18 protein-coding genes are annotated in these 23,303 nt (G+C 72.8%); 14 read left to right on the top strand and 4 right to left on the bottom strand.

Annotation, left to right across the window (positions count from 1 at the left end):
• Positions 1-48 precede the first annotated feature (48 nt).
• Complete coding sequence (locus tag WMF42_RS09645) at positions 49-576, top strand: tetratricopeptide repeat protein (protein ID WP_437691632.1); 528 nt, start codon at positions 49-51, stop codon at positions 574-576.
• Positions 577-640: 64 nt separating this feature from the next.
• The gene (gene sthA, locus WMF42_RS09640) at positions 641-2,038 is read left to right on the top strand and encodes a Si-specific NAD(P)(+) transhydrogenase (protein ID WP_061607516.1); all 1,398 of its coding nucleotides are present in this window, start codon (positions 641-643) and stop codon (positions 2,036-2,038) included.
• 30 nt (positions 2,039-2,068) lie between these two features.
• Here sthA and WMF42_RS09635 read toward each other — a convergent pair whose 3' ends face one another.
• The gene (locus WMF42_RS09635) at positions 2,069-2,830 is read right to left on the bottom strand and encodes a hypothetical protein (protein ID WP_437691630.1); all 762 of its coding nucleotides are present in this window, start codon (positions 2,828-2,830) and stop codon (positions 2,069-2,071) included.
• Positions 2,827-4,836 (bottom strand): hypothetical protein, encoded by a 2,010-nt coding sequence (locus WMF42_RS09630; RefSeq protein ID WP_155798275.1) that lies wholly within the window; start codon positions 4,834-4,836, stop codon positions 2,827-2,829. Before WMF42_RS09630 ends, WMF42_RS09635 begins: the two co-directional genes overlap by 4 nt.
• Positions 4,837-5,027: 191 nt before the next feature.
• On the opposite strand from WMF42_RS09630, the gene WMF42_RS09625 reads away from it, so the two are divergent.
• The 12 genes from WMF42_RS09625 (at position 5,028) to WMF42_RS09570 (ending at position 21,496) form a co-directional block, all read left to right on the top strand.
• Positions 5,028-5,789 carry an SDR family NAD(P)-dependent oxidoreductase gene (locus WMF42_RS09625; protein ID WP_061607514.1) on the top strand — a complete coding sequence of 254 codons (762 nt, stop codon included), beginning with the start codon at positions 5,028-5,030 and terminating at the stop codon, positions 5,787-5,789.
• Positions 5,786-6,256, top strand: coding sequence for a RidA family protein (locus WMF42_RS09620; RefSeq protein WP_061607513.1), 471 nt, complete (start codon positions 5,786-5,788; stop codon positions 6,254-6,256). The genes WMF42_RS09625 and WMF42_RS09620 overlap by 4 nt, the downstream gene beginning before the upstream one ends.
• The gene (locus WMF42_RS09615; RefSeq protein ID WP_061607512.1) at positions 6,253-6,831 is read left to right on the top strand and encodes a MarR family winged helix-turn-helix transcriptional regulator; all 579 of its coding nucleotides are present in this window, start codon (positions 6,253-6,255) and stop codon (positions 6,829-6,831) included. The genes WMF42_RS09620 and WMF42_RS09615 overlap by 4 nt, the downstream gene beginning before the upstream one ends.
• A 64-nt stretch (positions 6,832-6,895) precedes the next feature.
• On the top strand, positions 6,896-7,780 hold the full coding sequence (locus WMF42_RS09610) for an enoyl-CoA hydratase family protein (protein ID WP_437691627.1): 885 nt from the start codon (positions 6,896-6,898) through the stop codon (positions 7,778-7,780).
• Positions 7,777-9,045: an acyl-CoA dehydrogenase family protein gene (locus WMF42_RS09605; protein WP_437691625.1), complete on the top strand. Its 1,269-nt coding sequence runs from the start codon at positions 7,777-7,779 to the stop codon at positions 9,043-9,045. Before WMF42_RS09610 ends, WMF42_RS09605 begins: the two co-directional genes overlap by 4 nt.
• A gap of 2 nt (positions 9,046-9,047) precedes the next feature.
• Complete coding sequence (locus tag WMF42_RS09600; RefSeq protein WP_061607509.1) at positions 9,048-10,532, top strand: NADH oxidase; 1,485 nt, start codon at positions 9,048-9,050, stop codon at positions 10,530-10,532.
• Between the two features lie 2 nt (positions 10,533-10,534).
• The gene (locus tag WMF42_RS09595; RefSeq protein ID WP_437691623.1) at positions 10,535-12,232 is read left to right on the top strand and encodes an AMP-binding protein; all 1,698 of its coding nucleotides are present in this window, start codon (positions 10,535-10,537) and stop codon (positions 12,230-12,232) included.
• Between the two features lie 11 nt (positions 12,233-12,243).
• The gene (locus tag WMF42_RS09590) at positions 12,244-13,041 is read left to right on the top strand and encodes a creatininase family protein (protein WP_061607507.1); all 798 of its coding nucleotides are present in this window, start codon (positions 12,244-12,246) and stop codon (positions 13,039-13,041) included.
• 549 nt (positions 13,042-13,590) lie between these two features.
• On the top strand, positions 13,591-15,480 hold the full coding sequence (locus tag WMF42_RS09585; protein WP_437691621.1) for an SUMF1/EgtB/PvdO family nonheme iron enzyme: 1,890 nt from the start codon (positions 13,591-13,593) through the stop codon (positions 15,478-15,480).
• A gap of 687 nt (positions 15,481-16,167) precedes the next feature.
• Entirely contained in the window at positions 16,168-18,099 is a 1,932-nt protein-coding gene (locus WMF42_RS09580; protein WP_437691619.1) for an SUMF1/EgtB/PvdO family nonheme iron enzyme, read from the top strand.
• 386 nt (positions 18,100-18,485) lie between these two features.
• The gene (locus tag WMF42_RS09575) at positions 18,486-20,213 is read left to right on the top strand and encodes a L,D-transpeptidase (protein ID WP_437691617.1); all 1,728 of its coding nucleotides are present in this window, start codon (positions 18,486-18,488) and stop codon (positions 20,211-20,213) included.
• Between the two features lie 95 nt (positions 20,214-20,308).
• Positions 20,309-21,496: an acyl-CoA dehydrogenase family protein gene (locus WMF42_RS09570; protein WP_437691615.1), complete on the top strand. Its 1,188-nt coding sequence runs from the start codon at positions 20,309-20,311 to the stop codon at positions 21,494-21,496.
• Between the two features lie 163 nt (positions 21,497-21,659).
• On the opposite strand, the gene WMF42_RS09565 is transcribed toward WMF42_RS09570, so the two are convergent.
• The gene (locus tag WMF42_RS09565; protein WP_061607505.1) at positions 21,660-22,277 is read right to left on the bottom strand and encodes an SAM-dependent methyltransferase; all 618 of its coding nucleotides are present in this window, start codon (positions 22,275-22,277) and stop codon (positions 21,660-21,662) included.
• Between the two features lie 86 nt (positions 22,278-22,363).
• Complete coding sequence (gene rplC, locus WMF42_RS09560; RefSeq protein WP_437691612.1) at positions 22,364-23,062, bottom strand: 50S ribosomal protein L3; 699 nt, start codon at positions 23,060-23,062, stop codon at positions 22,364-22,366.
• Between the last annotated feature and the right edge of the window lie 241 nt (positions 23,063-23,303).

Raw genomic sequence — 23,303 nt, 5'->3', positions numbered from 1 at the left:
CACGAAGGGGGCCGGGACGGCGCGCGGATTCTGACTAGACTGCGGGCCATGGTGCTCAGAGCTGTGGTGGACGAATCGGTGGACGCCGCCCACTGGGAGGCCGTCGAAGAGGCGGCCGAGCTCCTGCAGGAGGAGCAGTTCCAGGCGGCGCTCATCGCGCTGCGCGACGTGATCAAGACCTCGCCGTCGAACCCGTACGCGTTCAACCTGCTGGGTCACGCGCTCTACGAGATCGGCGAGCTCGAGCCGGCGCGCGACGCCTACCGCGCCTCCGTGCGGATCGCGCCGAGCTTCCTCGGCGCGCGGGTGGCGCTGTCGCACACGCTCCGGCGGCTCGGCGACACCGAGGGCGCGATCGCGCAGGCGAAGGAGGCGCTCCGCCGCTTCCCGAAGGACGGCGAGGCGATGCACGCGATGGGGCTCGCCTACGCGGCCCGCGGGAACCGCGCGCTCGCCCGCAAGCACCTCCAGGGCTTCCTCGACGCGGGCCCGGAGGTCGAGACGGCGATGGAGGTACGCCAGATCCTCGAGATGCTCGGCGTCGGCGACGACGACGAGCCGCTCCAGTTCGAGTAGCCTCCTGCCGGCGCGGGCGACGCGCGCGGCGCTCGCTGGACGTTGGCCGGAGGAGAGACACGCGATGGTGACCACCCCTCACTTCGATCTCATCATCATCGGAACGGGGCCGGGCGGCGAGGGCGCCGCCATGACGGCCGCGAAGAGCGGCAAATCGGTCGCGGCGATCGAGCGCTACACGCGGGTCGGCGGGGGCTGCACCCACTGGGGCACGATCCCGAGCAAGGCGCTCCGCCGCGCGATTTACCACATGAACATGATCAACCAGAGCCCCATCTACAAGCGGATGGATGTGGTCCCGGAGTACCCGTTCGCCGAGCTCCTCGCGACCGCGAACCACGTCATCGACGAGCAGGTCGATCTGCGCGAGGGCTTCTACGATCACAACAACGTCCGGCTCATCCCGGGGCAGGCCAGGTTCGTCGACCCGCGCACGATCGAGGTGGAGACCGACGGGAGCCAGCGCCGGCGCTTCACGGCCGACAGCTTCGTCGTCGCGACCGGCTCCCGCCCGTACCGGCCGGACGACGTGGACTTCAACCACCCGCGCATCTTCGACAGCGACACGCTGCTGCGCATGGATCACACCCCCCGGAGCATCACGATCTACGGGGCGGGCGTCATCGGCTGCGAGTACGCGTCGATGCTGCGCAACATGCAGGTCTCGGTGAACCTCGTGAACACCCGCGCCAAGCTGCTGGAGTTCCTCGACGACGAGATCACCGACGCGCTCGGCTACCACTTCTGCGACACCGGCATCCGCGTGCTGAACGGCGAGGAGCACGAGCGGGTCGAGGCCACGAAGGAGGGGGTCGTGGTGTCGCTGAAGAGCGGGAAGAAGCTCAAGAGCGAGGTCTTCCTCTGGGCGAACGGCAGGACGGGCAACACGGCCGATCTCGGCCTGGAGAACGTCGGCATCACGGCGAACAAGCGCGGCCAGCTCGAGGTGAACGAGACCTTCCAGACGAGCCAGCCGCACATCTACGCGGTCGGCGACGTCGTCGGCTTCCCGGCGCTCGCCAGCGCGAGCTACGACCAGGGCCGGTTCGCGGCGAGCCACATCTGCGGCCAGGCCGAGCACAAGCTGGTCCGGGACATCCCCACGGGCATCTACACGACGCCGGAGATCTCGTCGCTGGGCAAGAGCGAGCGGGAGCTCACGGAGGAGAAGGTGCCCTATGAAGTGGGCAAGTCGACGTTCAAGACGCTCGCCCGCGCGCAGATCACGGGCCAGCAGGTCGGGATGCTGAAGCTGATCTTCCACCGCGAGACGCTCGCGCTGCTCGGCATCCACTGCTTCGGCGAGAACGCGGCGGAGATCATCCACATCGGGCAGGCGATCATGTCGCAGCCGGCGCCGAACAACACGATTCGCTATTTCGTGAACACGACCTTCAACTACCCCACCATGGCCGAGGCGTACCGCGTCGCTGCGCTCGACGGGCTGGGGCGCGTGTTCTGAGAGCGCTGTCGCCCGGGACAGGGGCCTCGCCTACCCCCCGCCCCGCGCCCGCGCCGCGCAGGCCGCGGCGATCGCCTCCGCCCCCGCCTCCCGCGCCGCGATCTCGCACGCGCGCCACGCCGCGAGGCGCTCCGGCCCCGCCGCCCCCCGCGGCGCGGCAGCGACCCGCGCCTCGACCGAGCGCGCGAAGGCGTCGATCGCCCCCTCGTCCCCGCGCTCCGACAGCAGCGCGCCCAGCGTGAGCGCCGCGTGCGCCGTCTGCCGCTCCGCGCCCGGGTACATCGCCTCCGCGAGCGCCTCGGCGAGCGCCGGGAGATCGCGGCGCGCCGCCGCCTCGCGCGCCCGCACCTCGGGCGACGCGGGCTCGGCCCCCGCGACGCCGAGGCGCCGCTCCAGGTAGCCGACCACCGTGCGCGCGACGCGCTGGAACGAGGCGAGCCCGTCGGTCGGCACCTCCAGCACGCCGCCCCCGGCGCGCTCGCCCGCGACGTCGAGATCGAGCACGATCACGAGATCCTCCCGCTCGCCGACGATCACGAGGTCGTGCGCCCAGTCGAGCGAGCGCTCCTCCACGAGCCACGCCGTCGCCCGCGCGACGTCGCCGCGCGGCAGGATCAGCGTGCCGTCCGGGAGCGCGAGGCCGTCCGCCGCCGCGTAGAGCGCCGCGACGTCCGGCGGCTCGACGAGCCCCGGAGGCCACGCGCCCGCGCCCGTCGACGCGGGCCGCGCCTCCACGCCGTCGCGCGCGAGCAGCGCCGCCACGCGCGACGCGAGATCGCCCCCCGCGCTCATGGCGCCGGCACCCGCCCGCAGGGCGCGGCCGCGAGGCTCTCGAGGAACCCGTGGGCCTGGGCGGCCGCCGCGGGCACGTCGAAGACAACGAAGTGACCGTCGCTCCCCTCGGCGATCGGCCACTGCGCGAGCACGCCGGAGGCGCGGCCGCCGGCGAGGTTGCCCGCGAGCCCCCCGGGCGGCACCTCGACCGGCCGAGGGCCGCCGAAGCCGTACTCCCGGATCGGGCGCTGCGCGGGCGATTGAAGCGGCAAGCCCATCGCCAGCGCGTGCATCTCGATGCCGCGCGGCGGCGCGTAGGAGTCGCCGCTGCCATCCGGGTTGATTCCCTCGGTCATGTAGATGCTCTTCGGCGCAAAGCCGTCGCGGGGCGCGACGAACAGGCGCGCAGCGTAGTGGATCGGATCGACCACGTCGACGATCGACTGCGCGAGCGAGATCGCCGGGTGGAACTCGTTCACCTCGGCGTCTTCCCCGTCCATCAGCCCGAGGAAGACCGACTTGACCAGCGCCGCGATGCTCGGCGGCGGGTTCGTCTTCTCGAGCAGCGTGACCGACATGACGGCCGACGCCCCGGAGAGCACGCCGCCCCTCGCCGAGTCGTCCGCCGCGAGGTAGAGCGGGCCGTTGAGCCCGCCCTGGGAGTGCCCGAAGAACACGATCTTCGACGGATCGAACCGGATCTCCTCCCCGGTGCTGGAGACGCCGGCGGGCACCGTCATGCGCGACTCGGTGAAGAGGCGCGCCCGCTGCACCTCGTCGAGCGCCGACTGGCGCGCGTTCGTCCGCGCCGCGACCACGTTCTGCACGTTGTAGAACAGGACCCCGGTCTGCGCCGCATCCAGCGGCGCCTCCGGGCGCGCGCCGTGGAAGATCTGATCGACGCCCATGACCGCGAGGCACCGCTGCGCGAGCTGCAGGCCTGTGTGGCTGCGGACGTAGGACCGGTAATCGCCGCCGGTCCCGTGGGCGTAGAGCACGACCGGGTAGCCGGCCTCGGGCATGGGGCAGCGGCTCGCGGACGGGACCGTGATCGAGAAGCGCAGGTCGAAGTAGCCGGAGATCACCGGCTCGCCGTTCTTGGTCGCGAAGCCGCCGCCGTCCGCGTGGCTCGCGTACGGCGCCCGGCCCACCTGGTAGCTCGGCGAGGGCCCGTAGACGCCGGCGTACTCGTCCCACGTCCGCTGGTGGTTCACGAGCCGCCAGAGCGCCGGCCGCGCCTCGGGGGGCGGGACGTTCGCGCGCAGGTGATCGCGCAGCGCGAAGAGCTCCGCTGTCGGGTCGGACGTGGTGAACACCGCGAGGTGGACGATGCGCCCCCGGTCCACGCCCGCGGCCTCGATCTCGTCCACCGCCGGAGCGAGCGCCTCCCGGGCGACCTCCACCTCGGCGCCGGCCGGGTCGATCCCGAGCGCCTGGCGCAGCGCCGGGCCCGCCTCGACGGGGCCGCCGCCCTCGGCGCGCAGCGCGTCCGTGACAACGAGCGCGTACCGGGTCCGCGGCCGCAGCGGGAAGCCCATCACGGGCATGAAGGCGAGGGTGTTCGCGGGCCAGTACACGCCCGGCTCGCGGCGGAAGTGGACCGAGATGGGGCGCCGCTCGCCGCGCGCCGGCGAGCCCGGGTCGACGTCGATGAGCTGCACCGCCCCGAGCGGGCTCACGGCGAGCGCCGGCGTCGACGGGAGCGAGGCGACGTCGATCGGCCCCGCGAAGCGCAGGAACCCCGCCGCCGACGGGGAGAAGCCGTCGAGGACAGCGTCCATCTCGCGGACGTACTCGTCGAGGATCCTGAGCCGCCGCGGGTTGTGGTAGCCGTCGAGCCGCACCGCGCCGCCCTCGCGGCGCAGATCGCTCGGCCACGGCGCGTCGAAGAACCGCTCTCCGCGGAGCTCGCCCTGCGCAGGCGAGACCCAGATCGACGCGACGCCCGGCCCCGCGTCGCCGCAGCCGAGCCCCGCGACGAGCGACGATGCCGCGGCCATCCGCGCGGCGAAGGAGGAACGCATCGCGAGATGGTGGCGCACGCGCTCGCCGAGATCGACAGGGTACGCGCGCGCCGGAGCGGCCGGACAGACGCGACGCGGCGCTCCGCGCAGGACGGCCGAGCGCGTCCGGTCGCCGGGCGGACGCCGCGCCGGGCGTCGTCGAGGGGTGACTTCGGCGTGTGCTTCATATATATATGATTTAGGTGCTCCGCATGTCGCTGGAAGGAAAGCTCGCGCTCGTCACGGGCGGAGGTCGCGGCGTCGGCCGCGCGATCGCCGAGCGGCTCGCGCGTGACGGCGCGCGCGTCGCCGTCGCCGGCCGCACGCAGGCCGAGATCGACGAGACCGCGGCGGCCGTCGGCGGCGTCGCCGTCCGGCTCGACGTGGGCGATCGCGAGGGCGCGCTGGCGGCGCTCGCCGCGCTCGAGGGCCAGATCGGGCCCATCGACGTGCTCGTCAACAACGCGGGCGCGGCCGAGAGCGCGCCGTTCGACAGGACCACGGACGCGATGTGGGACCGCATGTTCGCGGTCAACGCGACCGGCCCCTTCGTGCTGTGCCGCGCCCTCGTCCCGAAGATGATCGCGCGCGGGTTCGGGCGCGTTGTCAACGTCGCCTCCACCGCGGGGCTCATCGGGTTCGCCTACTCGATCGCGTACTGCGCGTCGAAGCACGCCATGATCGGGATGACCCGGACGATCGCGCTGGAGATCGCCCGGACGCCGGTGACAATCAACTGCGTCTGCCCCGGGTGGGTGAACACGCGCATGGCCGACGAGGCGATCGCGCGCATCGCCGAGAAGACGGGGCGGGGCGAGGACGCGGCGCGGCGCTCGCTCGAGGCGATGTCGCCCCAGGGCCGCATGGTCGAGCCCGAGGAGGTCGCGCTCGTCGTGTCGATGCTCTGCAGCGACGAGGCGCGCAGCATCCACGGCCAGGCCATCTCGGTCGACGGCGGGGCGGTGATGCGGTGAGCGGCGGCCTCGAGATCGTCCAGCCCGCCGGGTGGGCGGCGCCGAGCGGCTACGCGAACGGCGTCGTGACGCGCGGCAGGACGCTGCACGTCGCGGGGCAGATCGGGTGGGACGCCGCGTCGGGGCAGATCCGGAGCGACGATCTGGTCGAGCAGTTCGCGCAGGCGCTCGACAACGTGCTCGCCGTCGTCGCGGCCGCGGGCGGCGGGCCGGGCGACGTCGCGCGGATGACGGTCTACGTGACCGACCTCGAGGCGTACCGGGGCGCGCGCCGCGCGATCGGCGCCGCGTGGCGCGCGCGGTTCGGCAAGCGCTTCCCGGCGATGGCCCTCGTCGGCGTCGCGGGGCTCCTCGAGCCGCGCGCGCTCGTCGAGATCGAGGCCGTCGCGGCGCTCGACGCGGCCGGCGGGGTCGCGGCGGCGCCCGGGGACGCGCAGGCGCCCGGCGTGGACGAGGGCGCCCCGTGAGGCGCGGGGCGCCGGCGCGGCGGCCGCTCGCCGTGGCCCCCTCCCCCGAGAGCGCGCGCGGCGATCAGGCGGCCGTCCGCGCCTGGGTGCGCATCCTCGCGGTCCACAAGCGCGCGCTCGCCGCGATCCGCGAGGACCTGGAGCACGAGATGACCCTCCCGCGCTTCGACCTGCTGGCGAACCTCGTGCGCAGCGACGGGCAGACGCTCGCGTCGCTCTCCCGCAGCATGCTCGTCACGGCGGGCAACCTCACCGGGCTCGTCGACCGCGCCGCGCGCGACGGCATGGTCGAGCGGCGCGCCGACCCGAGCGACCGCCGCGCGTGGCGGGTCCACCTGACCGCGAAGGGCCAGCGCGCGTTCCGCGACGCCGAGCGGCGCCACGCCGCGCGCGTCGCGAGGGTGTTCTCCGGGCTCAGCCAGGCCGAGATCTCCACCCTGACGCGGCTGCTCGACAAGCTGCGCACCACGCTGCGCGAGCCGGACATGCCGGCCCCGTCCCGCCCCGGCAGCGCCCGCGCCCACGCGGAGCGCGGCGCGCGGAGCCCGCCGCGGCGCACGCGGACCAAGCCCTGACCGCGCGCGACGCGCCCCCGAGGCGCGTCGATCGAACCAGCACCGCACCGAACCGAGAGGCCCCATGACCCTCAGCCCCCGCTCGTTCCAGCTCGAGATAAGCCGCGGCGTCGCGGAGATCACGCTGAGCCGCCCCGACCGGCTGAACTCCCTCACCTTCGAGGTCTACGGCGAGCTCACCGCCACCTTCCGCTCGCTCGAGCGCTCGGCCGCGCGCGCGGTCGTGCTCACCGGCCAGGGGCGCGGCTTCTGCTCGGGGGGCGACGTCGAGGGGATCATCGCCGAGCTGTTCTCGCGCGACGCGCGGGGGCTGCTCGAGTTCACCCGCGTCACCGGCGCGCTGATCCAGAGCATCTGCGAGCTGCGGCGCCCGGTCGTCGCGGCCGTCAACGGCGTCGCCGTCGGCGCCGGCGCGGTGATCGCCGCCGCCTGCGACCTGCGCATCGCCGCGGCGAGCGCCCGCTTCGGATTCATCTTCCCGAAGGTCGGCCTGTCCGGCGCGGACATGGGGGCGTCGTACCTCCTGCCGCGCATCGTCGGCCACGGGCGCGCCGCCGAGCTGCTCTTCTTCGGCGATCTCGTCGGCGCCGACGAGGCGCTCCGCATCGGCCTCGTGAACCGCGTCGTGCCCGACAGCGAGGCGCTGGAGGCCGCGCGCGGGTGGGCCGCGCGCCTCGCGCGCGGGCCGGCGTTCGCGCACGCCATCACCAAGCAGATGCTGGAGAGCGAGCGCACGATGCCGCTCTCCGCCGCGATCGAGGCCGAGGCGCAGGCGCAGGCGCTCTGCATGGCGCACCCCGACTTCCGCGAGGCCTACGAGGCGAGCAAGGCGAAGCGCCCGCCGCGCTTCGAGGGCGCCGACCTGGGCGACGCCGCGGCGCCGCCCGCCGCCGGGGCCGACGCGCCCCCCACCCCGCGGTCCACCGGCCCGTTGACGCCCCGCTCATGACGACGCTCGCGCTCTCCTCGGCCGAGCTCCCTGTCTTCTTCGAGGAGCGCCACGCGGCCCTCGCCGCGCGGCTGACGCCCGAGGCGCTCGCGCCGCTCGCGCCGCTCGCCGGAGCGCGCGACGCCGCCGCCGTGGCGCGCTGCCTGGGCGAGCCGCTCGGGCTCTACGCGCACCTCGTCCCCGAGGCGCTCGGCGGCGCGCCCACGAGCCCCGGCCGCGCCGCGGATCCGACCGCGATCGACGTGCGCGCCCTGGTGCTCGTCCGCGAGGCGCTCGGCCAGGTCTCCCCGCTCGCCGACGCGATCTTCGCGGTGCAGGGGCTCGGCTCGTACCCGGTCGTGCTGGCCGGCAGCGACGCGCAGCGCCGCGCGATCCTGCCCGAGGTGCTGTCGGGGCGGCGCGTCGGGGCCTTCGCGCTGACCGAGCCCGAGGCGGGCAGCGACGTCGCCTCGCTGAGGACGGAGGCCCGCCGCGACGGCGACGGGTGGGTGCTCGACGGCGAGAAGGTGCTGATCTCGAACGTGCCGCTCGCGCACCACCTCGTGGTCTTCGCGCGCGCGACCGGGGCCCCCGAGGGCGGCGGCGGGGCGCGGGGCGCGGGGCGCGCCGCGATCACCGCGTTCCTCGTCGACAGCGGCGCGCCCGGCGTCTCCTCGGAGCCGCTGCCGATGTCGGTCCCGCACCCGATCGGCCGGGTCCGCTTCCAGGGCTGCCGCGTGCCGGACAGCGCGCGCCTCGGCGAGGTGGGCGGCGGCTTCAAGCTCGCGATGCAGACGCTCGACGCCTTCCGGATCTCGGTCGGCGCGGCGGCGAACGGCATGGCCGCGCGCGCCCTCCGCGAGGCCATCGCGCACGTCACGCGGCGCAGGCAGTTCGGCGCGCCCCTGTCCGAGCAGCAGATGGTGCGCGCGTACCTCGCCGAGATGGCGACCGAGCTCGACGCGGCGCGCCTCCTCGTCGCCCGCGCGGCCCACAAGCGCGACACGGCGGCCGGCGCGGCGGCGCGCGTCTCGACCGAGGCGGCCATGGCGAAGATGTTCGCCACCGAGGCGGCGCAGCGGATCATCGACCGCGCCGTCCAGCTCCACGGGGGCATGGGCGTCATCGAGGGGACCGAGGTGGAGCGGCTCTACCGCGAGATCCGGCCGCTGCGCATCTACGAGGGCACGACGGAGATCCAGAAGCTCATCATCGCGAAGGGGATCCTCGAGCGCGCGGCCGCGGAGACCCCGGCGGACGAGCGCGCGCGGGGTGAGGCCCGGTAGCGATGTGGAAGCCCCCGGAGCGGATCCGCCACGCGCCGCCCCCCGACGCGCCCCCGACAGCGGGCGAGGCGGCGCGCGCGCGCCTCTTCTCGCCGCTCCGCCTCGCCTCCGGCCTCGAGCTCGCCGAGCGCTCGTGGGTGCCGGCGATGGTCCCGTGGCGCGCGACGGACGACGGGCTCGTCACGCAGGACGTCCTCGACTGGTACGGCCGCTTCGCCGACGGCCAGCCCGGCGCGCTCGTCGTCGAGGCGACCGGCATCCGCGACGTGCCGAGCGGGCCGCTGCTCCGCGCCGGCCACGACCGGTTCATCCCGGGGCTCCGCGAGCTCGTCCGGACGGTCCGCGCCCGGAGCGGCGGCCGGACGCGCGTGTTCCTCCAGCTCATCGACTTCCTGCGCATCCGCAGGCGCCCGCCGCGGGACCGGTTCCTCCGGGAGTTTCTGGCGATCACCGGCGCGCACAGGCGCGCGCTCTCCGAGGCGCTCGGGGAGCCGGGGCTCCTCGGCGCGCCCGAGGTCGAGGTGCGCGAGCGGCTCGTCGCGCTCGACGACGAGCGGCTGTCGGCCGTGCTCGCGCCGCGCGAGCTCGAGGCGCTGCGCTTCGGCGAGCGCGAGCGCGTCACCGACGTCGCGCTCCCCCACATCCGCGACCTGCCGCGCGCGCTGCCCGGCCTGTTCGCCGCCGCCGCAGCGCGGGCGCGCGAGGCGGGCTTCGACGGCGTCGAGCTCCACTACGCGCACGCCTACACCATGGCGTCGTTCCTCTCCGCGCTGAACACCCGGCCGGACGGCTACGGCGGCGACCGCGAGCGCCGCGCGCGCCTGCCGCTCGAGGTCTACGCGGCCGTGCGCGCCGCTGTGTCGCCCCGCTTCACGGTGGGCTGCCGCTTCCTCTGCGACGACGTCATCGCGGGGGGCAACCGGGTCGACGACGCGGCGTTCTTCGCGCTCGCCTTCGCGCGCGCCGGCATGGATTTCCTCTCGCTCTCGACGGGCGGCAAGTTCGAGGACGCGAAGCAGCCCAAGGTCGGCGAGGCGGCGTACCCCTACACGGGCCCGAGCGGGTACGAGTGCATGCCGACGGCGCTCTCGGACGCGGCGGGGCCGTTCGGGCGCCAGATCCCGAAGCAGGCGCAGATCCGGCGCGCCGTGCGCGAGGCCGGCCTCGAGACGCCGGTCGTGGTGGCGGGCGGGATCTGCACGTTCGCGCAGGCCGAGGCGATCCTCGCGCGCGGCGACGCCGACCTGATCGGCGCCGCGCGGCAGACGCTGGCCGATCCCGACTGGTTCCTGAAGCTGCGCCTCGGCCGCGGCGGCGAGGTCCGCCGGTGCATCTACTCGAACTACTGCGAGGCGCTCGATCAGCGCCACCGGCCCGTGACGTGCCAGCTCTGGGACCGCCAGGGCCTCGACGCGCCGGGCGTCGCGACGACCGACGGAGGGAGGCGGCGGCTCACGGCGCCGCCGTGGAGGCGAGAGCAAGCGTGACAATGAACCCACCCACATTCCCCGAGGACTTCAACCTCGCCGACTACTACCTGTTCGACCGGCTGCGCGAGGGCCTCGGCGACAAGGTCGCCCTGCTCTTCGGCGATCAGCGGCACACCTACGCCGACGTCGCCGACAAGGTCCGCACGCTGCGCGCGCACCTCGCGCTCGAGGACGTCGCGGCCGAGCAGCGGGTGCTCATCGTCCTGCACGACTCGCCCGCGTTCGTGTGGGCGTTCTTCGCGGCGCTGAGCCACGGCGCCGTCGTGGCGATGGGCAACCCCGAGGCGCCCGCGGCCGACATCGCGTACCTCGTCGAGTACACGCGCGCCGTGGCGGTCGTCACCATCCCGCGCGTGGCCGAGTCGATCATGGACGCGCTCGCCGCCGCGGATCTCCGGACCCTCGTCCTCGTCCCGGAGGTCCCGACCGGCGGCGACCTCGAGGCCGAGCTCCCCGTCCCGCCGGCCCTCGACCCGGTGCGGGGCATCTCGCTCCGCGACGCGCTCGCGCAGGGCCGCGTCGCGCTCGCGCCGAAGAGCGCGCTGCAGGGCCCCCGCCCCACGCGGCGCGACGACGTCGCCATCTGGCTGTTCACGTCCGGCTCGACAGGCAGGAGCAAGGCGGCGATCCACACGCACCGCGACTTCGCCTTCAACACCGAGCGTTACGCCAAGGCGACCGTGGGCTACCGCCGGGACGACATCACCGTCTCGGTGCCGCGCCTCTTCTTCGGCTACGCCACCGGCACCAACCTGATGTTCCCCTTCGCCGTCGGCGCGACGGCCGGCCTCTTCGTCGAGAGGCCGACGCCGGAGTCGCTCGCGCAGTTCATCGAGCGCTACCGCCCCACGGTGGTCACGAACGTCCCGACCATGATGGGCAAGCTGCTCGACCACGACGACGCCCTCGCGGCGCGCGGCGCGCCGCGCCTCGACCTCTCCAGCGTCCGCTTCCACCTCTCCGCCGGCGAGGCGCTCCCGTCTGCGCTCCTCGAGCGCTTCCGCGCGCGGTTCCACGCCGACGTCTACGACGGCATCGGCTCCGCCGAGATGTTCCACATCTACTGCACGAACCGCCCCGGCGACGTGCGCCCCGGGTCGCTCGGCCGCGCCGTGGAGGGGTACACGCTCAAGATCCTCCCCTCGGACGCGGCAGGCGCGGGCGCGCCCGAGCTCGCCCCTGACGAGACAGGCGTGCTGTGGGTGAAGGGCGACTCGGTCGCGATCGGCTACTTCCAGGATCGCGAGAAGAGCTGGAGCACGTTCCACGGCCACTGGTGCCGCACCGGGGATCTCTTCCGCATGGACGCCGAGGGTTACCTCTGGTTCAGCGGGCGCGCCGACGAGCTGCTCAAGGTGGGCGGCGTCTGGGTCGCGCCCGTCGAGGTCGAGGAGTGCCTGGCCGGGCACCCGGCGGTCGGCCTCGCCGCTGTGATCGGCGCCGAGGAGGCGGGCCTCGTGAAGCCGAAGGCGTTCATCGCCGTGCGCGACGACGCGCGCGGCCGCGTCGCCACCGACGAGGGGCGGGCCACGCTCGCCGCGGAGCTGAAGGCCTTCGTGAAGGACCGGCTGAGCAAGCACAAGTACCCGCGGTGGATCGTCTTCGTCGACGACGTCCCCAGGAACGACCGCGGGAAGGTCGACCGCAGGGTCCTCCGCCAGCGCGAGGCCGCCGGCGAGAACCCGGCGGGGCTCTAGAGGACGCGGACGTGCAGGCCGCGCCCCGCCTCGCCGAGCTCACGACGGCAGAGCTCGCCGCGCTCCTGTCGGCCGGCGCGCCGTGCGTCGCGCTCGTGCCGGTCGGGTCGGTGGAGCCGCACGGCCCGCACCTGCCGCTCGGCACGGACACGCTCATCGGCGAGGCCGCGGCCGAGCTGGCAGGCCGGCGGCTGTGGGAGCGGGGCGTCGCCGCGCTCCTCGCGCCGCCCGTCGGCTACGGCGTGACCGACTTCGCCGCGGGCTTCGCGGGCGCGATCTCGATCCCGGCGCCCGCGCTCACCGCCTTCCTGCGCGCCGTCGCCGAGGCGTACCTGTCGGCGGGCCTGTCGCACGTCTGCTTCATCAACAACCACCTCGAGCCGGAGCACGACCGCGCTGTGCGCGCCGCCATCGGCGACCTGCCCGCGGGCCGCGCCTCCGTGGCCTGCCCGCTCGCGCGCCGCTGGGCGCGGACCCTCTCCGCCGAGTTCCGGAGCGGCGCCTGCCACGCGGGACGTTACGAGACCTCCCTCGTCCTCGCCGCGGCCTCCGCGCTCGTCCGGAAGGACATCGCCCTCGGCCTGCCGGACCTCGGCGTGAGCCTATCGGAGGGCATCCGGGCGGGGGCGAAGAGCTTCCGCGCCCTCGGCATGGCCGATGCCTACACCGGCGCTCCACGCGAGGCCACCGAGGACGAGGGCCGCACGCTGCTCGACCTCCTCGCGACGATGATCGTCACGGAGGTCGAAGAGGGCCTCTCCCGAGCCGTCGTTCCGGACTCCCCGTCTGGACAGGGCACCGGCAGGTAATCCAGCCGACCGAGCACGCCAGAAAGCTGCGCAGACGATGGCGCCTGCGCAGGCAGAGCGGGCCGAGCCAGGCTGAGAAGCTGAGTGGGCCTGGTGGTCGGGCAGGCAGTCAGGTAGGCGGAATCAAGCGATTCTGCTCCGTCGTCCCCGCTCACGCGCAGCCAGTCGGCAAATATCCGCCCAGCGCGCCGCGCCGCGAGAGCGCGACATCGCGAACAGCGCAGGACGGGCGCGCAGGGGGCTAGACAACCGCCGGCGAAGCGTGCAACACTGGTCAGTTTGCGCCGACTCACAACTCAGCACCACGAGGCTTTTCACAACAATTTTCGGTTCGCGATTGACGCGTTCCGTTTGAAGACGTAAAACGGTATCGTTTTCCTCGCGTGCCGATCGAAGCCAAGACGATCCGACCGCTGACCTGTTGAGAGGTGAGGCGGCGCGCAGGTGGATGATGGGTTTGGCAGGAGCGCGCTTTGGCGCTCCTGCACAGGGGCATCACATGTGGCCTCGCGGGCGGTGCTCGCCTGGCGACGCGGATCGGAGAGTATCATGAGGAATCGCACTGTCGTTGGCGGGTCTCGGCATCTTCTCCTGGCCTCCCTCGTCGCCGCTTCCGGCGCGGCGCTCGCCGGGTGCGTCGACGCGTACGACGCGGGGGACGAGCAGATCGGTGATGCGCAGCAGGCGGTGACGACCTGTGTTCATATCCAGCGCGGCGTGGGGACGAGCGTCGTCAAAGACGTCTTGATCTACGAATACACCGACACTTCGCACAACGGCACCGACGCGTATGCGGGCGTGAAGGATGTCAGCGGGACCCTGTACAAGCAGCGTTCCTTGCTGCAGTTCGACCTCTCCGCGATCCCCGACGACGCCACCATCGTGTCGGCGGACGTCACCGTCTTCATCGGCTCCGGCGGCCCCGAGGCGGTCAACGTACACCGGGTACAACCGCCCGCCGGGGCCAGCTCCACGTGGACGTGGAAGGAGGCCGATGCCTCGGGTCAGTGGAGCGCTCTCTCGACGGCGTTCAGCCCCACGGTCGAGACCTCCTTCACGCCTGGCGCCACCAGCGTTTATAACGTCTCTCGCACGTTCAGCGTCACGGGGCTCGTGCAGGACTGGGTGAGCGGTGTCCATCCGAACCTCGGGATGATGTTCGTGCAGTCCTCGGGCCGCACCCACATCAGGACGAGCGAGATGCCGGAAGACGCGAAGGAGAAGCGACCGGATCTCTACGTCTGCTACGACAGCGCGACGGGCTCCGGTTCGGCCACCTCGACGAGCGGCAGCACGTCGACGTCGAGCACCTCCAGCTCCACGTCGGCGTCGAGCACCTCGAGCGCCACCACGGCAGCCTCGAGCTCGAGCGCCACCACGGCAGCCTCGAGCTCGAGCGCCACCACGACGAGCACCTCGACGTCGGGCTCCGGCGGCGCGGGCGGCGCGGGCGGCGCGGGCGGCGCGGGCGGCGCGGGCGGCGCGGGCGGAGGCGGTGGCGGCGGCGTGCCTGGCCTGCCGATCAGCTGCAGCACCAACACGCCGGGCGCAGGCGCCAACTGCGGCGTGAACGGGAGCGATGACTGCTGCTCGACGCTCCCGGTCCCCGGGGGCACGTTCAACCGGCTCAACCTCTCGAGCCTGCCGGCCACTGTCAGCGACTTCTATCTCGACAAGTACATGATCACGGTGGGGCGCTTCCGGCAGTACATCGAGCGGACCGGCGGCCCGACGCAGGCCAACCCGCCGCCCGTCGGCGGAGGCGCCCACCCGAAGATCCCGAACAGCGGCTGGGACCCGTCGTGGAACTCGAAGCTCACGGCCGACACGAGCGCGCTCAAGACAGCGCTCATCTGCGAGCAGTGGGACTGGCCGTCGTGGAGCAACACCCCGGGAGCCGAGGAGAAGAAGCCGATCGTCTGCGCGACGTGGTACGAGCTGTTCGCGTTCTGCGCGTGGGATGGCGGCCGGCTGCCGACCCAGGCGGAGATCAACTACGTGTCTGCCGGCGGCAACCAGCAGCGCATCTACCCCTGGGGCGGCGCGAGCGTCGAGGACATCGAGCTCGATGACGCCTCGTGGTGCTGCCAGGGCGACGGCACCGTCGCGGGCGCCTGCAAGACGGGGTATCCCTCGCTCTACCCGTGCAGCCCGTCGGACCTGACCGAGGTCGGCAAATTCCCGAACGGCGCCGGGCGCTGGGGCCACATGGACCTGGCCGGCAACGCGTACAAGGCCACCCGCGACGGCTCGGACATCTATCAGCTGCTGGTGCCCTGCAACGACTGCTCGCGGCTCGACAACAACTCCAACGCGCGCTTCATGCACGGCGGCAGCTTCCTGGCCGCCGGGTACAAGCAGACGACGGACTTCCAGGCCTCCTATAAGGGCGACGATCGCCGCTACTACGTCACCGCCATGTGCGCGCGCGATCTGTGAGCTGAAGCGGGGAAAGCGCGCTGGACCGAGCTCTTCAGCTCGCGTCCGGCGCCGCCGGCCCCGGCCATCGCCGGGCCGCATCACGGTCAAGCCGAGATGCCGTGCTTCCTGAGCGCCGCGCCGAGGACGCCGCCCGCCGCGAGCCGCTGCTCCAGGCGCACGATCGGGGGCGACTGTGCAGCGTTCCTGCGCGGCGGCGGGGTGGTGCTGGATCTCCGGCGACGCGAAGCCAGACGCGCAGACAATCATGTAGGCCAAAGCAGGCATCTCTGCTCGGGCGCCATCCATCCATCCAGGATTTGATTGAGTGACAAAATGCACCACCGCTCCGCGCGCTCCGCGTCATCGGCGGACGCGGGCGCGGAAACGTGAACGACATCGCCAGACATCTCGCCACGGCGCTCGACTTGCACCGGCACCACGATCAATCAACAGGTTTTCGACAGCAAACATCGATCATCGATTGACGCACTCCGTTCGAAGCCGTAGAACGATATCGTTTGGCTCGCGCGCTGCCGCGCGGCTCTGACGGTAGAACGATCCGACGGCTGACCTGATGAGGATGATCCTTCACGGCGTGCAGGCAGGTGTGGCTCTTTGCAGGCGCGCATCATGGCGCTCCTGCGCGACGGCATCACGAGCGCCCGCGATGGCTGAGCTCGCCGGCGACGCGGATCGAAGAGCGTCATGAGCAATCGGACGTTCGTGAGAGGGTCTCGGCATCTGCTCCTCGCCTCGCTCGCCGCCTCCGCCGGCGCGGCGCTCGCAGGGTGCGTCGACGCGCAGGACGCCGGTGGCGAGCTCATCAACGAGGCGGAGCAGGCGGCGACTGTCTGCGTGACGCTACAGCGCACCGGGGATACGGGCGTGGTCAGGGACGCGCTCATCCATACCAGCCATGCGGACGCCACGCTCATCGGAGGCGACATGTACGCCGGTGAGAGCAACGGGGCGCGCATGCACGCGCTGATCGCGTTCGATCTCTCGTCGATCCCCGGAGACGCCATCGTCGTCTCCGCGGACCTCTCCCTTCACATGGGCGCCGCGGTCCCCGAGGTGATGCGCGCACACCGGGTCACGACGGCGTGGGATGAGAGCACGGTGACGTGGAACTCGCACTCAGCGGCCTGGGATCCCGAGGTCGTGGGGACCCTGAAGGCGAGCGAGGGGTACATTTACGGAGAGCACACGCTCAGCCTCACGGCGCTCGTGCAGAGCTGGGTGAGCGGCGCCGCGCCGAACAACGGGGTGCTCTTCGAGCAGACCGCGAATCGCACGCACATCCGGACGAGCGAGAACGCGCAGGAGAGGCGTCCGTCCCTCCACGTTTGCTATGACAGCGCCACGGGGCCCGGCTCGACCAGCACGACGAGCAACTCCAGCACAAGCTCCACCACCGCCTCCAGCACAAGCTCCACCACCGCCTCCAGCACCAGCTCCACCACCGCCTCCAGCACAAGCTCCACCACCGCCTCCAGCACAAGCTCCACCACCGCCTCCAGCACAAGCTCCACCACCGCCTCCAGCACAAGCTCCACCACCGCCTCCAGCACAAGCTCCACGACAACGACGACGTCGAGCTCTGGCGGAGAGGGGGACGCAGGCGGCGCCGGCGGCGAGGGGGGCGCTGGCGGCGAGGGCGGCGGAAGTGGAGGCGGGGGGTCTGGCCTGCCGATAAGCTGCAACAGCAACACGCCGGGAGCCGGCGCCAACTGCGGCGTCGACGGGAACGACGAGTGCTGTGCGACGCTCCGGGTGCCCGGCGGCACGTTCAACCGGCTCAACAACCCGGCACTTCCGGCGACGATCAGCGACTTTAACCTCGACAAGTACACCATCACGGTCGGGCGCTTCCGTCAGTATATCGAGCAGACCGGCGGCCCGACGCAGGCGAACCCGCCGGCGGCCGGCTCGGGCGCTCACCCCAAGATCCCCAACAGCGGCTGGGACCCGTCGTGGAACTCGCAGCTCGCCGCCGACACGAGCGCGCTCCGGACTGCGCTCATCTGCGATCCGTACGGCTGGCCGACCTGGAGCGACACCCCCGGAGCCAAGGAGAAGAAGCCCATCGTCTGCGCGACGTGGTTCGAGCTGTTCGGGTTCTGCGCGTGGGACGGCGGCCGGCTGCCCACCCAGGCGGAGATGAACTACGCCTCCGCCGGCGGCGACGAGCAGCGCATCTATCCGTGGGGCGGCGCCAGCGTCTCCGACATCACGCTCCAGGACGGGTCCTGGTGCTGCCAGGGCGACGGAACCCCGGCGGGCGACGGAACCCCCGCGAACAGCTGCATCACGAACTACCCCACGGACTCGAGGCAGTATCCCTGCGCGCACACGGACATCACGGACGTCGGCAGCTTCCCCCACGGCGCCGGGCGCTGGGGTCACCTGGATCTCGCCGGCAACGCGTACAAGTCCACCCGCGACGGCGCCGACATCTACCAGCTTCTGACGCCCTGCAACGACTGCTCGCGGCTCGACAACCGCTCCAGCATGCGCTTCATGCACGGCGGCAGCTTCCTCGCCGCCGCGTTCAAGCAGACGACGGACTACCAGGTTGCCTACGCGAACACCACGCGGCGCTACTACGTCACCGCCATGTGCGCGCGCGACCTCTGAGCTGAAGCAGGGCCCGCTGTGCGCGGGCGCGAGCGGGCGGCGGTCGCCGGCTGAAGGCGGAGAACACCGGCGCTGAGAGCAGGACAACGAACAGGAGGCCTCCTCGAACTTGGCCCTCGTCCGCGCCCCCTGTTACGCGCGTCCGTATGCGCGTGCGAGGCTTTCTCCTGCTGCCGACGATTGCGCTCTCCACGCTCAACGTGAGCTGCCCGCGCCCTGCCTCCGAGCCGGCCGCGACGTCCCCCGCCCCCGCCCCTGCCTCGGCCGTCACCGCGCCGGCCAGCGCGGCGGAGCCCCCCCTCGCGGCCCCAGCTCCCTCGCTCGCAGGCCCGGCGACCGCCGCGGATCCTGCAGGGCCTGCGGCGCCCCCCGGCGTGAGCGCCGCGATGGATGCGACGGCGAGCGCCACGACGGATCCAGCCGCGGATCTCGCGGCGCCAGGCGTCGACCCGCTCGCCTTGCCGGTGCTGCCGCCGCAGCTCGTCGACGACGGCTCCGACGAGCTCCCCCGGCTCGATCCGCCGCCGGCCGCCCCGCTGACGCCGAAAGAGGAGGTGCACGAGCTCGCGAGCATCGCCAGGGAGACCTGGATCTTCGCCGAGCCGCGCTGGACCAGCCGGCGCATCGGCTACCTGCGCGCCGGCGCCGTTGTCGCGCGCCGGCCGGAGCCATCCGGCAGGGAGTCGTGCGCCGGGGGCTGGTACCGCATCGAGCCTAGCGGCTACGTCTGCATCGGCGCCAGCGCCACGCTCAACATCCACGACCTCGCGGTGGAAGCCTCGTCGCGCCGCGCCATCCGCCGGTTCTTCGCCCAGGCCGCCTCGCCCGCGCCATCGGCCCCCCGCGGCGAGGCCGCAGCCCCGCGCGCCGAGCTCGCCTCGCTGGATCTCCGCGGCGAGGCCGCGCCCGCAGCCCCACACGCGCGCCTCGGAGCCCTCCCCACCGCGACAGACGCGGCGCCCGCGGCCCTCCCCGCCGCGGCAGACGCAGCGCCCGCTGCCCTCCCCGCCGCGCCGGAGGCAGAGCTCGCCGCCTGGCTCAACGGCCTGCCCTACACGTACGTGATGTCGCGCTCCCCCACCCCGCCGCTCTACGCGCGCCTGCCCAGCGAGGACGAGCAGCGCACCGCGGAGCCCGACCTCGGCGCGCACCTGCTCCGCGCCGCCACCGCCGCGCGCGCGCCCGACTTCGTCGCGCCGCCGCCCCCCGACGCGACCCCCTCGGTCCTGCTCTATGGCCGGCCGGCGCCCGGGCTCGCCGGCGATCGCCGCTCGCCCGACGCGCTCGTCCTCGGCCGCGCCCGCACGCGCTCCGGCTTCGCGCTGCTCTCGACCTTCGATCACGACGGCCGCCGCTTCGGCCTGACCACCGACCTCACCGTCCTGCCGCTCGACCGCACCCGCGTCATCCGGCCGAGCGCGTTCTCGGGGCTCCGGCTCGCCGAGGACGTCGCGCTCCCCGTGGCCTTCGCGAAGCGCCGCCACGCCACGCGCCTCGTCCCGGGCGAGCGCGGCGGCCTCACCCGCGCCCCGCTCCGCTTCCGCGAGGCGCTCCCGCTGTCCGGCGCCTCCCGCCGTGTCGGCGGCATCGACCATCTCGAGGCGCGCGACGGCTCGCTCGTCCGCGCCGACGACGTCGTGCGCGTCGATCCGCTCCCCAGGGCGCCCGCGTGGGCGGTGCGCGGGCGGAAGTGGATCGACGTCTCGATCAACCAGCAGAGCCTCGTCGCCTACGAGGGCTCGCGCCCTGTCTACGTGACCCTGGTCTCGACGGGCGCGGACGGCCTCGGCGACCCGAAGACAACGCGCTCGACCATCCAGGGCCTGTTCCGCATCCACACGAAGCACGTCACGGTCACGATGGACGGCGACGAGGAGGACGAGGATCCGTTCGACTTCCGCGACGTGCCGTTCGTCCAGTACTTCACCGAGGGGTTCGCGTTCCACGCCGCGTACTGGCACGACGAGTTCGGCACCCCGCGCAGCCACGGCTGCGTGAACCTCGCGCCGCTCGACGCCGCCTGGCTGTTCGAGTGGACGACGCCCGAGGTGCCGGCCGCCTGGCACGGCGCGCTCTCGCTACGGAAGGGCACCCTCGTCTCGATCCGACCGTGAGCTGGCCGCCCGTGAGCTGGCCGCCCGTGGGGCCGGCCGCGCCCGCCGGCGCCGCCCCTTCCGCGCCGCGCGAAGGCACGCTACAGGCTGTGCCCATGGCCGCTGCGCAGGAGCCCGTCTCGCTCGATCAGCTCATGGCGATCGACCCGCTGCTCTCCGACGAGGAGCGCATGGTCCGCGACTCCGTCCGTCGCTTCGTGCGCGAGCGCTACCTGCCGCGCGCGGCGGACCTGTTCGCCCGCGAGGCGTTCGCGACCGACCTGATCCCCGAGATCGCTGCGCTCGGCCTGCTCGGGGGCTCGCTGACGGGCTACGGCTGCGCCGGCATGAACTCGGTCGCTTACGGCCTCGCGCTGCAGGAGCTCGAGTACGGCGACAGCGGCCTGCGCAGCTTCGTCAGCGTGCAGGGCTCGCTGGCGATGTTCCCGATCTGGAAGTACGGCTCCGAGGCGCAGAAGCAGCGCTGGCTGCCGAAGATGGCCGCGGCCGAGCTGATCGGCTGCTTCGGGCTGACGGAGCCTGACAGCGGCTCGGATCCGAGCTCGATGAAGACGCGCGCCCGCAAGGACGGGAGCTCGTACGTGCTCACGGGCACGAAGATGTGGATCACGAGCGCGCCGATCGCGGACCTCTGCGTTGTGTGGGCCAAGGTGGATGACGGGGGGCCCGAGTCGATCCGCGGCTTCGTGGTGGAGCGGGGGATGGAGGGGCTGGAGACGCCGCTCATCCACGGCAAGATGAGCCTGCGCGCGAGCCCGACAGGCGAGATCGTCCTGAACGAGGTGCGCGTCCCCGAGGAGAACATGCTGCCCGGGGTGGTGGGCCTGAAGGGCCCGCTCGGCTGCCTGACCCAGGCGCGCTTCGGCATCGCGTGGGGCGCGCTCGGCGCCGCGCGCGCCTGCTACGAGACAGCGGTCTCCTATGCGCGCGAGCGCACGCAGTTCGGCCAGCCGATCGCGTCGCGGCAGCTCATCCAGGCCGAGCTCGTCGAGATGGCGACCGAGATCGCGAAGGGGCAGATCATGGCGCTGCACTTCGCGCGGCTGAAGGACGCCGGCGGCATCAGCCCGGTGCAGGTCTCGCTGTGCAAGCGGAACAACGTCGGCTGGGCGCTCAAGATCGCGAGGACCGCGCGCAGCGTGCTCGGCGCGAACGGGATCTTGCTCGATTACCCGGTCGTCCGGCACATGCTCAACCTCGAGAGCGTGTACACGTACGAGGGCACCGACGAGGTGCATTGCCTGATCCTCGGGAACGCGCTCACGGGGCACAACGCGTTCTGAGGGGTTTACCGGGGTCCGAGGGCGTCCACCGGCAGGGCGCCAGAAGAACAGAGGAGGAGAAGGAGAGACTCAGAAGAGGGCTCTTCTCTTCTGCTCTCTTGTTCTTCTCTCTTCGTCGCGTCCTGGCCGGCTCGGATCATCCTGCCTCCAGGGAGCCGCTCCCCTACCCCGCCTTCGCCGGCGCCTTCCTTCGCAGCCCCACCAGGAACAGCTCCACGCTGTTCGCGCGCGTTCCCTCGGGCCGGATGCTCCGGACCTCCTCACACAGGTTCCGCAGCGCGTCGCGGGCCTTCACGAAGTCCTCGCTCATGAAGATCTTGCCGACGAACGCGCCGCCCGGCGCGAGCAGCGCCTCGGCAACGGCCACGGCGCGCATGAACAGCTCGTAGCTCCGCGCCTGGTCGGCGATCTTGCTGCCGCTCGTCGCGGGCGCCATGTCCGACAGCACGACGTCGTACGGGGCGAACTGCGCGAGCGCCTCGTTCGTCAGCGAGAGCGCGTCGCCCTGCACCACCGTCGCCTGCGGGCCGAACGCCGCCGAGATCGGCGAGAGATCGACAGCGAGCAGCTTGCCCGACGCGCCGATCCGCTGCGCGGCGTACATCGACCACGAGCCGGGCGCGGCGCCCAGATCGAGCACGCGCTGGCCAGGGCGGAGCAGCCGCACCCGGCGATCGATCTCCTCGAGCTTGAAGACGCTGCGCGCCGGATAGCCCTGCGCCTTCGCCGCCTTCGTGAAGGCGTCCGGGCGCTTGTAGGGGTTCCTGGGCTTCTGCGGCACGAGATCACCGAAAGGCTCCGCCGGCGGGAGGCGCGCGCTCGTTCGCCCTCACAGGCGCGCGCGCGCTCTCCGCCGAGCGGCCCGGATCAGCCGCCCTTCTTCTTGGTCGGCTGCACCGGCGTGGGGAGCCCCTTGCCGCCGCGCTTCTTCACGGCGCCGCGGATCGTGACGACCTGGTTCTTCGGGCCGGGGACCGGGCCCTCGATGAGGATCAGGTTGTCCTCGGGGAGGAGCTTCGCGATCTTGAGGTTGAGCGCGCTCACCGTCTCGTCGCCGTAGTGGCCGGGCATCTTCAGGCCGGGCAGCGTGCGGCCGGGGGTCATGTTCGTACCGATCGAGCCGCCGTGGCGGAAGTACTCGTGGGTGCCGTGCGAGCTCACCGCGCCGGCGAAGCTCCACCGGCGGATGACGCCGCTGAAGCCGCGGCCGCGCGAGCGGCCCTGCGCGTCAACGCGCTGGCCGACCTCGAAGATCTCGTCGACCTTGAGCGTCTGCCCGAGCTCGTACTTCGCCGCGTGCTCGGGGCTGCAGCGCAGCTCGCGCACGATGCGCTTCGGCGTCTGCCCCGACTTCTTGAACGCGCCGGCGAGCGGCTTGTTGGTGTGCCGCTCGGCGCGCTCGCCGAGGCCGAGGATGAGGGCGCTGTAGCCGTCCTTCTCGAGGGTGCGCTTGCCGATGACGACGCAGCCCGCCTGCACGACCGTGCAACGCAGGACCTCGCCCGTCTCGCTGAAGATCTGCGTCATGCCGATCTTCTTGCCGATGATGCCGGGATGCTGATTCATGATGCGACTGCCTTCTCGCTCCGTCTGGGGTGGCTCGAACCGTGGCCCCGCGCGGCGCGCCGCGCGGACGATCCCCTCGGCGCGCCTCGCTGAGAGCCGGTTCGGAGCGAAGAACCGGGGCGGTTTTCCGCCGGGCGCGTTGGGGGCGCAGAGCTTACTCACGGAGCCCCCAAAGGGAAGCGAAACTTACCGCTCCGTTCGTGATCCACCTCACACTTCCACGGCTGTCGCGCGCCTCCCC

It is taken from the genome of Sorangium sp. So ce176, assembly GCF_051519835.1.
Taxonomy (GTDB): domain Bacteria; phylum Myxococcota_A; class Polyangia; order Polyangiales; family Polyangiaceae; genus Sorangium; species Sorangium cellulosum_G.
Note: the sequence above shows the minus strand (reverse complement) of the source record. Positions and strands in the feature narration are given on the sequence as shown.